Genomic DNA, 13,621 nt, shown 5'->3' on the forward strand with positions numbered 1-13,621 from the left:
CGGGGAGAACTTGCATGACAGTCGACGCGTTGCACCGATGGATCATGGTGCTGGACGTCGAGGGCTTCAGTACCCTCCTGGACCCGGCACAGGGGATGCTGCGCGAGGAGATGTACCGGGTACTCGACGAGTCCCAGGCGGAGGCCGGACTCGCCGCGGGCGACCTGGACGTGGAGGACCGCGGGGACGGGGCCCTGCTGGTCGCCCGCCCGGACCTTCCGCCCCGCCTGCTCGCAGGGCGCTTCGTCCGCGCCCTGCACGACGTCCTCCAGGAGAGGTCACAGGGCACCGACTCCGGACACGGCCTCCGGCTCCGGCTGTCGATGCATCAAGGGCTGGCGTCTCCGGACCCACGGGGGTGGTCCGGAGACGCCGTCAACATGGCCTTCCGCCTGGTGGACTGTGAGCCGCTGCGGGAGGTGCTGCGGTCGGCCGTCGGCGCGCCGCTGGTCTTCGCCGTGTCCGACACGGTCTTCCACGACGTCATCCGACACAGTTACCGCTCGATGGACCCGGCGGCCTACCTTCCCGCGGACATCGAGGTCAAGCACGGCGTCCGGACGCGTGTCTGGATCACCGTCCCCGGCTGCCCGGCACCGCCCGGCCTGGACCGGCCCGTTGCGCGCCCCGGCACCGCCACGTCCGAGTCGGCCCCGCCCTCGGCGGCGCGCAGCGGGGGCGCCCGGTCCACCATGTTCCACATCGGGACCGTGCAGGGGGACGCGGTCGGCCACAACAAGTACGTCGGTGTGGAGCCACCGCACCGGGGTGACCGATGAGTCCCGCCGCGGAGGCCCTGACCTCCGGCGCCGCGGCCGGCGGCGCGTCGGCGGACGGTGCCGGCACAGGTGCCGACCCCGGCGGGGCCGGCCCGGGGGGCGCGGGCGCGGGGGAGAAGCCCGGGGGGTCCGGCCCGGGGGCGACGGCGTCCGGCTCGGCGCAGGAGAAGCCCGACACGGCCGAGTCGGACGCCGAGGCCTCGGACGCCACCGGGGGCTTCGGCCGGGGCGCCTTCCGTCACGAGGCCCGGCAGGACGCCTACAGCAATGTCGGCGGCGACTTCATCGCGGGCGACAAGTACGAGTTCTTCGCGGGCAACGCCCGGCGGCGGCCTGCCCGCCTCTCGCCACTGCTGGTGGACCGGGCGCAACACGCCTTCGTCGAGCCGGCGGGCTGGCCCGAGGTGCGCGCCGCCCTCGCCAAGCGGCGGATCGTGATCCTGCGCGCGCCCGAAGGCTGGGGCAAGACCACCGCGTCCATCAGGCTGCTCCTCGGCCGCACCCACCACCAGCTCTTCAGCCTGGGCCGGGACACCCCTCCGTCCGAGCTGCCGCAGCTGGTGGACGCCAACGTGGACCAACTGCGTGGCGCCGGGATGCTGCTCGACCGGCCCGCTCGCAGCAGCGGTCTGACCGTCGCCGTCCTCCACGCCATGGAGGACAGCCTGGAGCGGATCGACGCCCGGATGGTCGTCACGCAGGTGACGGACTCCGGGATGGACGACGCGGAGCTGCTCGACCACGTCGTCACCCTCGAAGGCCGTCCGGACCTGTCCGTTCTGGTCGAGCGGTTCCTCAAGTGGCGGCTCGGCCCCGACCAGGCCGCCCGACTGCACGCCGACCCGGACGTGAAGCAGCTGCTGGAGAGCCACCTCGGCCCGGAGTCCACCGCCAAGCTCGCGGCTGACCTGGCCTCGGCGCTGGTCGACGAGGTGGAGGCGGCCGACGCCGAGCTGCCCGACCTCGGGCGGGTCCGCAGCCGGCTGGCGAGCCGCAGCGTGGAGGACTTCGAGATCTGGATCGAGGGGCTGCGCGATCCCCGCCTGCACAGCCATGCCATCGCCCTGGCCGTGCTCAACGGCCTTCCGCACGAGCAGATCGCGGCTGCCACCCGACTGCTGCAGCGGGCGCTGCTGCGCAGGGACGACCCCCTGGCCCAGGCCCCGCAGGACGACGAGAGCGCCGCCCGCGCGGTGCCCGATCCGTACGGGCTGCCGCTGCGGCGCCGACTCGCCCTGCTGCGGGCACAGACGAGCACTACCCCGGTGCGCACTGCCGTCGGCCGGGTGCCCGCCACCTCGGTCGACTATCAGGACCCGAGCTATCCGGCCCAGGTCATCCTGCACACCTGGTGCGAGTACCAGGTCCAGGACGTGCTGCTCGGCTGGCTCGGACGACTGGCCGAGGACGCCTCGGAGCAGGTGCGGATCTACGCCGGGGTCGCCCTCGGCCTGCTGGCCTGCCGGTCGTTCGAGTACGTCACCGACCACCTGCTGCGACCCTGGGCACACCGGGGCGACCGCAACCAGCGGAACACGGTCGCCTACGCCCTGTCCGTGTGCGTCCACGACGAGCGGCTACGGCCGGTGGTCGAGGACCTGGCGCGGGCCTGGCACCGCGACGACGACCTCAACACGCAGGCCACGGCCGCGCGGGTGTACGGCGTGGCCCTCGGCGGGGCAGCCCCGATGGCCGCCATCGACGCGCTCGTCCGGTTGACCCCGGTCGAGAGCATCGGGGTCGCCGTGGCCGTCGGCGACAGCCTGACCGACGTCCTCACCGAGCACACGGCTCTGGCGACCGCGGTGCTGATGCGGCTCCACCAGTCGCTGGCAGACCGGCAGTCCCGCCCGAGCGCCCTGCTCGCCTTCCTCATCGTGGCGGCACAGCTGGTCGCCCCGGTGGGCGGCGAAGGCGCGGAGGCGGGCGGAGCGGCCGAGGTGCAGTGGCCGGGCCTGCTGCGCCACGCGGATCTCCGTCCGGAGTCCCGCGCGCTGCTCGTGGAGCTCTGGCGCACCGCCCTGAACGAACCGATCCACCACGTCGAGGCGGCCCAGGTGCTGCGTACCTGGGCCGCGCGGTCGGGCACGGACCGCCCGCTGAGCGAGGCGTTCCTGCGCCTCGTCGAGGCCGCCACCCACGACAACGCCCGCACCACGGCGATCATCCAACGCTGCGCGGCCGAGTGGGCGCAGGAGATCGGATCGCCCCAGGCCGCCTGCGCCGCAGAAGTCACCGCTCGGCTCTCCGGGAGCCGGGCCGCCCAGAAGGTTCCGTGATGCCACCCCAACTCCCACTCATCCTCAGCCGGCAGCCCGTCCGCCGGATCGGGCCCACCGCGGCGATCGACCCCAGCCGTGCGGTGGTGTACGCCAGCGCCGTCGGGCAGCTGTACTGGCTCCAGGGCCGGCTGCCGTCGCTGTCCGACCAGTTCCTGGGCCGCTTCAGCACCCGCTACGAGGTCGACATGAGCGACCACCACCGCAGGGCGCGACTGGAGAGCTCGCCCCTGCCCTGCAGCGACCAGGTCCACTTCTTCCAGGCGAGCCTGGACATCGGCTTCCGGGTCGTCGACCCGACGGAGATCGTGCGGCGGAACATCCAGGACGCCCTCGTGGTGGTGTACGGGCAGGTGGCCCAGGTGCTTCGCGGCATCTCCCGGCGGTTCGCCATCGAGGAAGCGGCCGGGGCCGAGGCGGCGATGAACCAGCGCCTCGCGCAGCAGCTGCGACTCGACGAAGGGATCACCGTCCACCGGTGCCTGGTCGAGCTCAACACGGACGAGGCAGCACAGCGTCACTTCACCGGCCTGACGCAGGCGAAGCGCGACCGGGAGCGGGGGTACGCGGCGCACGACCTGGCCAAGGACGCGGTGGCGAGCGACAACGAGCTCGAAGCCGAACGGCAGCGCGGCCAGTTGGAGCGCGACCGGCTGGCCGAGGAGGCCCGACTGGCGGAGCAGCAGCGGCGGATGCGGGCGCTGGCCGGTAGCGGCATGGACGTCAAGGACCTGCTCCGCGCACACCTGGCCCAGCATCCCGAGGACACCGCCGGGGCGATCGCCCAGGTACTGCGTCAGATGGAGATCCAGGCGGAGTATGCCGCGAACCGTGACGCGCGCAGTGACGCCCGCTTCCAGACCATCCTCAAGGAGGGCCTGCTCCAGCCGGTCGACGTGGAGCAGTGGCGCAACGAGGTGCTGGGCGGCCTGCCGTACGGCGGAGCCGCGACACCGGCGGTCTCGGAGCTGCCGCCCGTCTACTGGGGCAAGGCGACCACCGGCAGCCCCTCGGGGTCCGCTTCCGGAGCGGGACCCGGACCGGACAGCCCTGCCGATACGTCCCGGCGCGACGCCTCCCCGGGCGTCGGCGTGCTGCCGATCTACGTCGTCCTCGACGAGTCGCCGGCCGCCGCCCCGTGCGCCCAGGCGCTCGGCAACGGTCTGCGCTCCCTCCACACGACCCTGCTGACGGTGCCCGGGATCGCGGACCGTATCCGCCTGTCGGTCCTGACCGTGGCCGAGGACACGCGCGTCGCGCTGCCGATGACCCACGTCGACTGGGGCACGGTCATGCCGGTACCGGACGTGCGCAACGGCTCCCGCTACGGGACTGCGTTCGAGCAGCTCGCCAAGGTCGTGCCGGGCGACATCGACCGGCTCAAGGGCGACCATCCGACCGTCCACCGGCCGATCGTCTTCCTGCTGGTCGCGGGCGTTCCGGAGGACGGTTCGCTGTGGCGGAGGCAGGCCACCGCGGTGTCCGGCCCCGGAATGCCCTACCCGCCGGCGATCGTCGCCGTGGGGATCGGCCAGGCGGGCGAGGAGACCACGGCCGCCATGGCGAGCCGGAGGGAGCTGGCCTTCGTCGCCCAACCCCACCTCGATCTGACGGTCGCGGCGGAGGAGTTCGCGCTGCTCCTCAACGACACCGTGCGGGAGCTCGGCAGCGGGCTGCTCCGCGGGCGGCTCGAACTGGCCCCCATCTGCCCGCCGAGACTGCGACAACTGGGCTGAATCCGCTCCACGTTCCGACCACGCGCACCGTACGGGTCGACCCCTGCACCACCGATGCACATCCGCACTCCTGAGAAGGCAGGTCCGCCTCCATGAATGACAACAGAGGCAATCTCGTCCCCATGTACGTGCTCGCCGACGAGTCGGGCTCCATGGCACCGCACATCGCCGAGCTCAACGCCGGGCTCTCCTCCCTGCACGCCGCGCTGCTCGGCGAGCCCATGGCGGCGGCCAAGGTCCGCTTCTCGGTGATCGGCTTCTCCCACCGGGCCACCGTCCGACTCCGCGCGGCCGACCTCCGTCGGGAGAACGAGCTCCCGCTCCTGAAGAGCGACGGCGGCGGCACCAGCTACCGAGCGGCCTTCCAGGAGCTGCTCGCCTCCATCCCCAGGGACATCACCGAGCTCAAGCAGCAGGGCTACACGGTCCACCGCCCGGCGGTCTTCATGCTGACGGACGGGCAGCCGAACAGCCGCGAGGACTGGACCACCCCGCACCACGAGCTGACCGACCGCGGGATCACCCGTGCGGCGCCGAACATCATCGCCTGCGGCATCGGTGAGGACGTGGAGGCAGCCACCATCGTGCAGGTGGCCACCGACCCGGACTACGCCTTCGTCTCGATCCCCGGCACCGACGTCGGCGCCGCGATCGCCAAGTTCTGCACCGCGCTGACCACCAGCGTCATCGAGTCCGGCCTCTCGCTGGGCGGAGACTCCCCCGAACTGGTCGTGGAGAAGCCGGTCGGCTTCCGCATGGCCATCGACGTGGTCTGAGCGGGGCGCGGCGTGAACTTCCGAGCCTTCCGCCCGGACGAGCCGGCCGCACCCGGTCCGCGTGAACTCCCCCCGGGCCGGCACCGGTCGCCCGACCAACGGAATGTCGACGACTGGATGGACGACTGGAGCAACGTCCTGGGCCCGCAGCCGCTCTTCGTCCCGGCGCCTTCGGCAGCCGACGGCGCCGGGCCCGAGGGCTTCCCACGACGGGCCTCGGTCGGCGTCCCCAGCACCGTGTTCGAGCCGCGACCGCCTGGTGCGACCTCCCTGTCGTACCGGCCCGACACCATCGTCGACGGCTGGTCGACGGACGCGTTCACCGTCCGGATGGCGTCCGTGCGCGGAGACGGCCATCGCTACGGTGATCGTCCCCGCGAGGACGATGTGGCGCTCGCCGTGGATCCCCGTACCGGGGCCCTGGTCTTCGCCGTGGCCGACGGCGTCTCCAAGGCGCGGCAGCCGCATCTGGGCGCCACTCTGGCCTGCCGCACCGCCGTGGACACTGTTGTCGCCCAGCTCGACGGGAACCGCGCGCACGCCGACATCGACCTGCCGCAGGTGCTCAGCGCCGCCGCGTACGCCCTTCGTGACCACGCCTCCCGGGTGCTGGAGCGCGCCACGGCCGGATCTGTCACCGTCAACGAGACCGCGCAGCTGCTCGCGACGACGCTCGTGGCCGGGCTGGCCACTCCCACGTCGACCGGGCTCCAGGTCGCGGTGGTCCGCATCGGGGACTCCAACGCCTGGGTGCTCAATGGCGGCGCCTACGAGGCGGTCTGGGAGCCGCCGCCGCCCAAGGCGCAGGAGGTCGCCTCGTCCGCCGTCCGTCCGCTGCCCTATGTGAGCAGCGGGCTCACCCCGCGCGGCTTCGTCCTGCCGGAGCACGCGGTCCTGCTGGTCGGCACCGACGGGTTCGGCGGGCCGCTCGGTGACGGCGTCGGTCACGTCGGCCGGTTCTTCGCCGAACGACTGGCAGCGCCGCCGCCGGCACTGGAGTTCGCGCACCTGCTGGACTTCTCCAGGGAGACCTTCGACGACGACCGGACGCTGCTCGCCGTCTGGCAGCGCCGGCAGCCCGCCGGAGGCTGCACATGACGGCACCGCGGGTGACGGCGCCGGTCCGGGAGGAGGAGCTGGACCTCGGCCAGGAGCCGCTCGGGAAGGGCGGCCAGGGCGAGGTCTTCCGAGTGGCGAACCGGCGGATCAACCAGCAGTGGGAGGTCGCCTACAAGCGTTACAAGCCCGAGATCCGGCCCAGGCTGAACGTCAGTGTGCTGCGAAAGATGGCGGACCTCCCGGCCGAGCTGGACGAGGCGGACGCGCGCTGGCTCTGCGAGAACACCTGCTGGCCGGCGGCGGTCGTCGAGGACGGATCCGGCAGCACCTGCGGGTTCCTGATGCGGTTGGTGCCGCGGGACTTCTTCGTGACCGCGGCCGGCGCGGAACGGGTGGCAGGACTGGAGTTCCTGCTGAACCCCGACGAGTACGTCCACCGCGCGCAGATTCCGCTGCCGGGAACGGAGCAGCGGCTGCTCCTGCTGGCCGAAGTGGCCGAGGCCATGGACCGGCTGCACCGACTCGGCATCGTGGTGGGCGACTTCTCGCCGAAGAACGTCCTCTACCGGCTTCGACCCAGCCCCAGCAGCTTCTTCATCGACTGCGACGCCATGCGGCTGGCTGGATGCGACGCGCTGCCCCAGGTGGAGACACCCGGGTGGTCCTCGGCGGCAGGGGAGCTGATCGCGACCCAGGCAACCGACGCCGCGAAGTTCGGCAAGCTCGCCACCCGGCTGCTGGCCAAGGAACAGGACGGGTTCCACGCCGACGTGCTCCGCCGAATCTCGCCCAGGCTGGGCGAGTTGGCGGATCTCAGCGCGCACGCCGACCCGTCCCGCCGACCGCGGCCGGGTGGCTGGACGGGGCCGCTCCGTGAGGCGGCGGGCAAGGCCGGCACCCCGCCGCCGTCCCCGCCCCGCCCTGCCCCGGCGCCGTCGGTCGGCGGCGCACAACCGACACCGTCGGCGCTGAAGAAGCCTCCGCCGACGGCGCCGGCCATCAGGCCGCGGGTGCTGCTGCAGGTACTGGGCGCGCTGGTCCTGCTGATCATCGTCTGGGCCGTCGCCACCCACCACGGAGCCGCCGCCACGGACTCGGGCGGGAGCTCGGCGGCCAGTGCCACGACCGGTGCGTCGGACACGGACGGAGCCCAGCAGCAGGCCGCGGCGATCGACCAGCTGCTGTCGCAGAACGACGGCACCCGGAGTCAGGTGACCAATGCGGTGACGGACATCGACGACTGCACCAGCGGTGGGGACCTGAGCAGCGACGTGTCAGCGCTGCAACAGGCGGCGCAGACCCGGGAGAACCTGCTCGACCAACTGGGCCAGCTGGACGTCTCGGCACTCCCCGACGGCAGCCAGGTCGTCAGCGACCTCGAACAGGCCTGGACCGACTCGGTCCAGGCCGACCAGGCGTTCGCGAACTGGGCCCAGGACGTCCAGAACCAGAGCTGCGGCAACGGGGCCGTTCACACCTCGAACTGGGACACCGCCTCCAGCGACAGCCAGCTGGCAACCGCCGACAAGCAGACGTTCGTCACGGTCTGGACGCCCATCGCCCAGCAGTACGGCCTGACCGTCAGGACGGCTGACCAGTTGTGAGGGCCAGTTTCTGCAATACGTCCACGCGCAGCAGCAGCACCTCCAGCCGACCGGTGACCACCCAGCCGTTCTGGCGCCACTGCTCGAAGACCCGGCTCACGGTGCGGCGCGAGCTGACGACAAGGCCGGCCAGGTCGTCCTGGGACAGCGGCAGACGGATGCGTACCCGCCCGTCACCGCTGTCGGACCCGTAGCGGTCCCCGAGTTCCAGCAGCAGCGCGGCAAGCCGGGTCTGCACCGGCTCTGCCGCTGCCGCGCGCATCCGGTCCGCCTCCCGCAACCGCTGGGACAGGACCCGCTGCAGCGCTGCGCCGATGTCGGCTTCGGCCTGCTGGAGCCGACGGAACTCGGCCAGGGGCAGCGTCCAGCAGGTGACGTCGGTGAGGGCCAGCAGTGTCGCACTGCGGGTGGTCGCGCCGATCCCGGCCTGTTCGCCGAGCAGGTCACCCGGGCCGCGCAGTGCCAGCACCGCGCTGTGTCCGGAGCTGGAGTCCAGCACCACCTTGACGCAACCGGACCGCACCACGACCAGGTGGTCCGAGTGGTCACCGGCACGCAGCAGCGTGTCCCCCGACCGGTAGCGGACCGGGCGTGCGCCACGGACCAGCGCGTCCCGGGCGTCCTGCCCGAGCCACGACCAGAAGGTCGCACCGCTGTCCTCCCCCCGTGCCCGCCACGCAGTCCTGGTGCCCGTCATCCCACCACGTCCGCCAGCGCGATCAGCACGCCGCCGAGACATGCCAGGGACAGGGAGTGCCGCACGCCCCGGTCCTTGATCCAGGCGATCCGGCTCAGCGCAACCAGCTGCCGGCTGAGCGCGGGCAGCGCGTCGCCGTTGCTGAGCCGGACGGTCAGCTCCTCCGGTGTCCAGTGGCGCAGGTCGCCGTAGTAGATCCAGCCCCTCGGCGCGGTACGGTCGCGGCCGTCTCCGCCACGTGGTAGCACCACCAGCACGGCGGCCAGCGCGCCCAGCCCCAGAACGGTCACGCCGGCCCAGAAGAGCACCTGCGCCGGCCACCCCACCAGCTGCCCGAGCCGGTGACCGCTCCCCGACAGGGCCACCACTCCGCCCAGGGCGCCCGACTCCAGCGCCAACGCGAAGGACGCCTTGGCGTCGATCTTGCTCGTGAGATCGTTCAGGTGGCCGTGGATGTGCCAGGCAGTCTCGATCGCGCGCTCGTCCGACACTGAACCCCCCGTGGTGAGAAGACCCGTCAACTCCGACGTGCAGTAAGCCAGTTCTTCAGCGCAGGATATCTGCGAAGCGGGGATGCAACAGCCTGTGGCGGATAGTCGCAGCTACTGGGGGTGAGCCGTCCCCACGGAGCGAGTTCCCCGCCGGGCGAGTCCCCTGCCGAGGGAGTCGAGCAGCCGGCGCAGGCGGACGGGGACGCCCACACGGGGATGACGTCGAGTCCCTGCCCCAGCCCCTTGAAGTCATCGGCGTTCCGCGTGAAGAGCGGGAGTCCATGGGCGGCGGTGGCAGCGATCATGAGGTGCATCCGACGGGGGCAGGGGCTGCGATTCGCCGTGACGCTGAGCGCCGTGCTCGGCCGGGGCATTATCGGCGAACGGGTCGTCGCCGATGGCAGCACCTCGATCAGTGTCCCGCTCACCGGGCTGTCATAGAGTGCGGGTCCATGACCGACACTGCCTATCTCGGCCGGGCAGACCTCGCCGACCTTCTCGGAGCCGTCCGTCGCTCCGTGGCGCGGCTCACGGCCACCCTCGACAAGCTGAACGACACTGCGGCCCGCGAGCCGTCCGCGCTGCCCGGATGGAGCCGAGGGCATGTCCTCACTCATCTGGCCAGCAGCGCCGACGTCTACCGGTGGCTGCTGACGCTGGCCCGCACCGGCGTCGAGCCCGGACCGCGCGCGGACGGCCCCGCGCTGGAGCGCGCGTTGCGCGACGGCGCCGGACGAGACGCTGCCGAACTCGTCGCCGACGTACTGGACGGCATGGGGCGGATGCTCGACGAGGCCGAGTCCATGGCCGCCGAGCGCTGGCCCACGATGGTGACCGCCCTCGCCGGCTGGCGGCACCCTGCCTGGTTCGTCCTGCACCGTGCCCGACGCGAACTCGAAACCCACCACGTCGACCTGAGTCTCGGCTACACCGCCGCCGACTGGCCCGAGGACTACGTCGGGTGGGCCCTCGACGCCACGGTCGCCACGCTCCGTGCCCGCGACTTCCCCGTCTCCCGCATCGAGGCCACCGACCTCGACCGCATCTGGACCCTTGCCCCGACCGGCCCCGGCGTCAGTGGCGCGGGCCACGCCCTCCTCGCCTGGCTGGCCGGCCGCGACACCTCCGGGCCGCTGCAGGCGGGACACCCGCTGCCGACCCCGCCGAACTGGCCGCTCCCGCCGTCCCCCGGCTGGTCCTGATCCGGCCATGGCGCCGCGCCGCCCGAGTCCCCGGCGCCCGCGCGCCTGCCTCGGCCTGCAGTTCGCCCTGCGCGAGTCGACCGTCCTGCTCGAACACCCGCTGCCCGCTCACGCTCTGACTTTCCAGTCCATTCCTGCGAAGGCCTCCTACAGCATCACCGTCCGACCCGACGGCCCGACGGCCCGACGGCCCGACCCCGGCCACGCTCTCCGCCAGCCGCAGGTCGTGAGAGCCCTCACGCGCCGGCCGCCTGCTTCGTCCCCGTTCCTGTTCCTGTTCCTGTCCTCGTCCCTGTCGTCGCTGTCGGACCGCCGTCCGTGGCCCCGGCTGCCCGCTCGTCGGCCTTCGCCAGCCAGAAGTAGACGGGAGGCAGCCCGAGCTCAAGTACCGAGAGCACGATCTGGAACCACTGCGGCCAGCCGTGCAGGGCGAGCGAGAGGACGCGGCCGAACCCGCCGAGCAGGAAGACCCCGGCGAGCCAGCGCACCGCGCTGGCCGGGATCGGCCGTTGCCGGGCGGCCCAGAGCCAGGCCAGGCCGTACCCGGTGAAGCTCGCGCCCATGAAGCGGCCCCAGCTGTCGATCGTGGTCCCCGCGTTCCCGGCGCCGGGGATCGCCGCATTGCCGAGCGCGAGGTGCCACAGCCCGATCGCCACGCAGGCCCACCCCATGAGCTGGACGAGCAGCCGGAGTGTTCTGGCCATGGTCCACCACCATCCCGTCGTCAGGCTAGTTGACACGTGTCTACTAGCTCTGCCATCAGGATAGGACCGGTAAGTAGACGCGTGTCAAGTAAGCTGTCCGCGTGCCGCCTCCCCGCAAGCGCCTCGACCCAGCCGACCGCCGTGCCCAACTGCTCGCCGTCGGGGCGCGGATGTTCGCGGAGCACCCCTACGAGGACGTGCTGATGGAGGAGGTCGCCCAGCAGGCCGGCGTGTCCCGGGCGCTCCTCTACCGTCACTTTCCGAGCAAGCACGCGCTCTTCGCCGCCGTCTACCAGGAGGCGGCCGACCGGCTGCTGGCGGAGACGCGCCTCGATCCGGCCGACTCGCTCCTCGAACAGCTCAACCAGGGCATGGACGTGCACCTGGACTACTTCGTTGCCAACCGCCACGCCGTGCTGGCCGCGAACCGGGTCCTGGCCGGCGACCAGGTCATTCAGACGATCATGAACGGTGAACTGGACTCCCTGCGTGCGCACTTGCTCGTCGGCCTGCCGATCGTCGACGCCGCCACCCGGGAGGCGGTCTCGGGCGTGCTGAAGAGCTGGCTGGTCTTCGTCCAGACCCTGGTCGTCGACTGGCTCACCAAGGAGACCTGCACCCGCGACCAGCTCCGCGACGTCTGCGTCGGCGCGGTCCTCGGCGCCCTTGGCCCCCTGCTCCCGACGGAACCGGCGCTCGGCGAGTCCGCCTCCGGCGGGTCCGCCCCGGGCGGGTCCGCCCCGGGCGGGTCCACCCCGGGCCTGTCCGGCACCCCATAAGTGCGTGGCGGGTGTTGGGCGGCCGGTGCCAGGATGGCCGGATGCCTATATTTTCAGCTCCGGACGGAACCCGTCTCGCCTACCGCACCCTGACCGTGGGGGAGGGCGCTCCGCTGGTCTGCCTCCCCGGGGGGCCGATGCAGGCCTCCGCCTACCTCGGTGACCTGGGCGGCCTGTCGGCCGTCGCAGGGCGTCCGCTGGTACTGCTCGACCTGCGCGGCACGGGGGAGTCCGAGACCCCGGCCGACCCGTCGAGCTACCGGGTCGACCGTCAGGTGGACGACGTCGAAGCACTTCGGGCCCACCTCGGGCTGGACCGGATCGACATACTGGCCCACTCCGCCTCCGGCGATCTCGCGCTGCTCTACGCCGGCCGGTATCCGGAGCGGGTCCGGTCGCTGGTGCTGGTGACCGCCCGGGCCCGGGCGGCCGGGATCGACTTCCCGCTCGAAGGACGGCGCGAGGCACTCGCGCTGCGCAGCGGCGAGCCCTGGTACGACGAGGTGGTGCCCGCCTTCGAGCGGGCGATGTCGGGGGCAGGCACCGAGGACGACTGGCAGTTGCTGGACCGGCTCAGCTACGGCCGCTGGGACGCGGCCGCAGCCGCGCACGCCGCCGCCGGCGAGGACGGCTACAACGAGGAAGCCGCGCAGGCCTACCCCGGTCCCGGGGCGTTCGACGACGCGGCGGAGGTGCGCGAGGTGCTGGTCAAGCTCGACGCGCCGGTCCTGGTGCTGGCCGGTGAGCTGGACCCGTCGCCCCGCCCGGACAAGGCGGCGGAGGTCGCTGCGCTCTTCCCGCGCGGGGAACTCGTCGTCCAGCCGGGCACCGCCCACTTCCCGTGGCTGGACGACCCGGAGTTCTTCGGCCGGACCGTCGGCGAGTTCCTGAGCCGAGGCGGCGCGTAGCGGGCGGTCGGCGTCGGAGGCGACGGCGTCCGTCCAGTTGATCCCCGGGGCGGCAGCGGCGTGCCGCCCGCTGGCGCCCCGGCGAGGGCGGGTGACGGCCGCTGGGCATCGCCTTCCACAGCGAGGGGAACCTGTGGGTGGCCGACAGCCGGGTGCTGCTGGTGCCCTGCGAGGGTGGCACGAGCGCGGCACCAGCGCGGCGTTCGATTCGGCGCTGAACACGGCTGCCGCACGGAGAGTTCGTCGAGATCCACGAGCAGCTCCCGCAGCTCCCGCAGCTCCCGCAGCTCCCGCAGCTCCCGCAGGGCGAACGTTTCCGGCTGACCGTACACGAGCAGCCCGCACCCCTCGAACTGCCGGCCGCGGTGGACGAGAATGGAGTCAGAGGCAGGACGAAGCCGCTCGGTCGGCTCCGTGCCCGGCTCTCCAGCGCTTTCGGCCCGCAGAGCCAGATCGCCAGGCCGACCGCCGAGGAGCACGCGGAGCTGACCGGGCACGGACACGGACACGGACAACACGGCGACCAGTGAACCGGCGGCCACCGATCCCGGCCACCAACGCCCAGCGGCCAATGACCAGCGATCAATGCCCAGCGACCAGTGACCCG

At 72.5% G+C, this 13,621-nt stretch carries 12 protein-coding genes; 9 read left to right on the forward strand and 3 right to left on the reverse strand.

What is annotated here, in order from left to right; genetic code table 11:
* The first annotated feature begins 14 nt into the window (after positions 1 to 14).
* The 6 genes from BS75_RS44985 (at position 15) to BS75_RS30970 (ending at position 8,233) form a co-directional block, all read left to right on the forward strand.
* Positions 15 to 779 (forward strand): nucleotidyl cyclase domain-containing protein, encoded by a 765-nt coding sequence (locus tag BS75_RS44985; RefSeq protein ID WP_052069814.1) that lies wholly within the window; start codon positions 15 to 17, stop codon positions 777 to 779.
* The gene (locus tag BS75_RS30950; RefSeq protein ID WP_034090613.1) at positions 776 to 3,058 is read left to right on the forward strand and encodes a hypothetical protein; all 2,283 of its coding nucleotides are present in this window, start codon (positions 776 to 778) and stop codon (positions 3,056 to 3,058) included. The genes BS75_RS44985 and BS75_RS30950 overlap by 4 nt, the downstream gene beginning before the upstream one ends.
* Entirely contained in the window at positions 3,058 to 4,794 is a 1,737-nt protein-coding gene (locus BS75_RS30955) for a vWA domain-containing protein (RefSeq protein WP_034090614.1), read from the forward strand. Before BS75_RS30950 ends, BS75_RS30955 begins: the two co-directional genes overlap by 1 nt.
* 92 nt (positions 4,795 to 4,886) lie before the next feature.
* Positions 4,887 to 5,570 carry a vWA domain-containing protein gene (locus tag BS75_RS30960; RefSeq protein WP_034090615.1) on the forward strand — a complete coding sequence of 228 codons (684 nt, stop codon included), beginning with the start codon at positions 4,887 to 4,889 and terminating at the stop codon, positions 5,568 to 5,570.
* Positions 5,571 to 5,687: 117 nt separating this feature from the next.
* Positions 5,688 to 6,668, forward strand: a complete 981-nt coding sequence (locus tag BS75_RS30965; RefSeq protein WP_152646149.1) for a protein phosphatase 2C domain-containing protein — start codon at positions 5,688 to 5,690, stop codon at positions 6,666 to 6,668.
* On the forward strand, positions 6,665 to 8,233 hold the full coding sequence (locus BS75_RS30970; protein WP_034090617.1) for a protein kinase family protein: 1,569 nt from the start codon (positions 6,665 to 6,667) through the stop codon (positions 8,231 to 8,233). Before BS75_RS30965 ends, BS75_RS30970 begins: the two co-directional genes overlap by 4 nt.
* Here BS75_RS30970 and BS75_RS30975 read toward each other — a convergent pair.
* Positions 8,211 to 8,930, reverse strand: coding sequence for a Crp/Fnr family transcriptional regulator (locus BS75_RS30975; RefSeq protein ID WP_042439945.1), 720 nt, complete (start codon positions 8,928 to 8,930; stop codon positions 8,211 to 8,213). The genes BS75_RS30970 and BS75_RS30975 overlap by 23 nt on opposite strands.
* Positions 8,927 to 9,421, reverse strand: a complete 495-nt coding sequence (locus BS75_RS30980; protein WP_052069815.1) for a Pycsar system effector family protein — start codon at positions 9,419 to 9,421, stop codon at positions 8,927 to 8,929. The genes BS75_RS30975 and BS75_RS30980 overlap by 4 nt, the downstream gene beginning before the upstream one ends.
* 452 nt (positions 9,422 to 9,873) lie before the next feature.
* Between BS75_RS30980 and BS75_RS30985 the strand changes: the two genes are divergently transcribed.
* On the forward strand, positions 9,874 to 10,623 hold the full coding sequence (locus tag BS75_RS30985) for a maleylpyruvate isomerase family mycothiol-dependent enzyme (RefSeq protein WP_042439944.1): 750 nt from the start codon (positions 9,874 to 9,876) through the stop codon (positions 10,621 to 10,623).
* Between the two features lie 236 nt (positions 10,624 to 10,859).
* On the opposite strand, the gene BS75_RS30990 is transcribed toward BS75_RS30985, so the two are convergent.
* The gene (locus tag BS75_RS30990) at positions 10,860 to 11,327 is read right to left on the reverse strand and encodes a DUF4345 domain-containing protein (protein ID WP_081982742.1); all 468 of its coding nucleotides are present in this window, start codon (positions 11,325 to 11,327) and stop codon (positions 10,860 to 10,862) included.
* A gap of 101 nt (positions 11,328 to 11,428) precedes the next feature.
* Between BS75_RS30990 and BS75_RS30995 the strand changes: the two genes are divergently transcribed.
* Together BS75_RS30995 and BS75_RS31000 are read left to right on the forward strand one after the other, a co-directional pair.
* Complete coding sequence (locus BS75_RS30995) at positions 11,429 to 12,106, forward strand: TetR/AcrR family transcriptional regulator (RefSeq protein ID WP_042439943.1); 678 nt, start codon at positions 11,429 to 11,431, stop codon at positions 12,104 to 12,106.
* A 41-nt stretch (positions 12,107 to 12,147) separates the two neighbouring features.
* Positions 12,148 to 13,014 carry an alpha/beta fold hydrolase gene (locus tag BS75_RS31000; protein WP_034090618.1) on the forward strand — a complete coding sequence of 289 codons (867 nt, stop codon included), beginning with the start codon at positions 12,148 to 12,150 and terminating at the stop codon, positions 13,012 to 13,014.
* The last annotated feature ends 607 nt before the right edge of the window (positions 13,015 to 13,621 follow it).

This window comes from Streptacidiphilus albus JL83, from assembly GCF_000744705.1.
Lineage (GTDB): Bacteria > Actinomycetota > Actinomycetes > Streptomycetales > Streptomycetaceae > Streptacidiphilus > Streptacidiphilus albus.

Coding starts and splice junctions, on each gene's coding strand:
- BS75_RS44985 (WP_052069814.1), top strand. CDS start 15: ATGACAGTCGACGCGTTGCACCGATGGATCATGGTGCTGGACGTCGAG.
- BS75_RS30950 (WP_034090613.1), top strand. CDS start 776: ATGAGTCCCGCCGCGGAGGCCCTGACCTCCGGCGCCGCGGCCGGCGGC.
- BS75_RS30955 (WP_034090614.1), top strand. CDS start 3,058: ATGCCACCCCAACTCCCACTCATCCTCAGCCGGCAGCCCGTCCGCCGG.
- BS75_RS30960 (WP_034090615.1), top strand. CDS start 4,887: ATGAATGACAACAGAGGCAATCTCGTCCCCATGTACGTGCTCGCCGAC.
- BS75_RS30965 (WP_152646149.1), top strand. CDS start 5,688: ATGGACGACTGGAGCAACGTCCTGGGCCCGCAGCCGCTCTTCGTCCCG.
- BS75_RS30970 (WP_034090617.1), top strand. CDS start 6,665: ATGACGGCACCGCGGGTGACGGCGCCGGTCCGGGAGGAGGAGCTGGAC.
- BS75_RS30975 (WP_042439945.1), bottom strand. CDS start 8,930: ATGACGGGCACCAGGACTGCGTGGCGGGCACGGGGGGAGGACAGCGGT.
- BS75_RS30985 (WP_042439944.1), top strand. CDS start 9,874: ATGACCGACACTGCCTATCTCGGCCGGGCAGACCTCGCCGACCTTCTC.
- BS75_RS30990 (WP_081982742.1), bottom strand. CDS start 11,327: ATGGCCAGAACACTCCGGCTGCTCGTCCAGCTCATGGGGTGGGCCTGC.
- BS75_RS31000 (WP_034090618.1), top strand. CDS start 12,148: ATGCCTATATTTTCAGCTCCGGACGGAACCCGTCTCGCCTACCGCACC.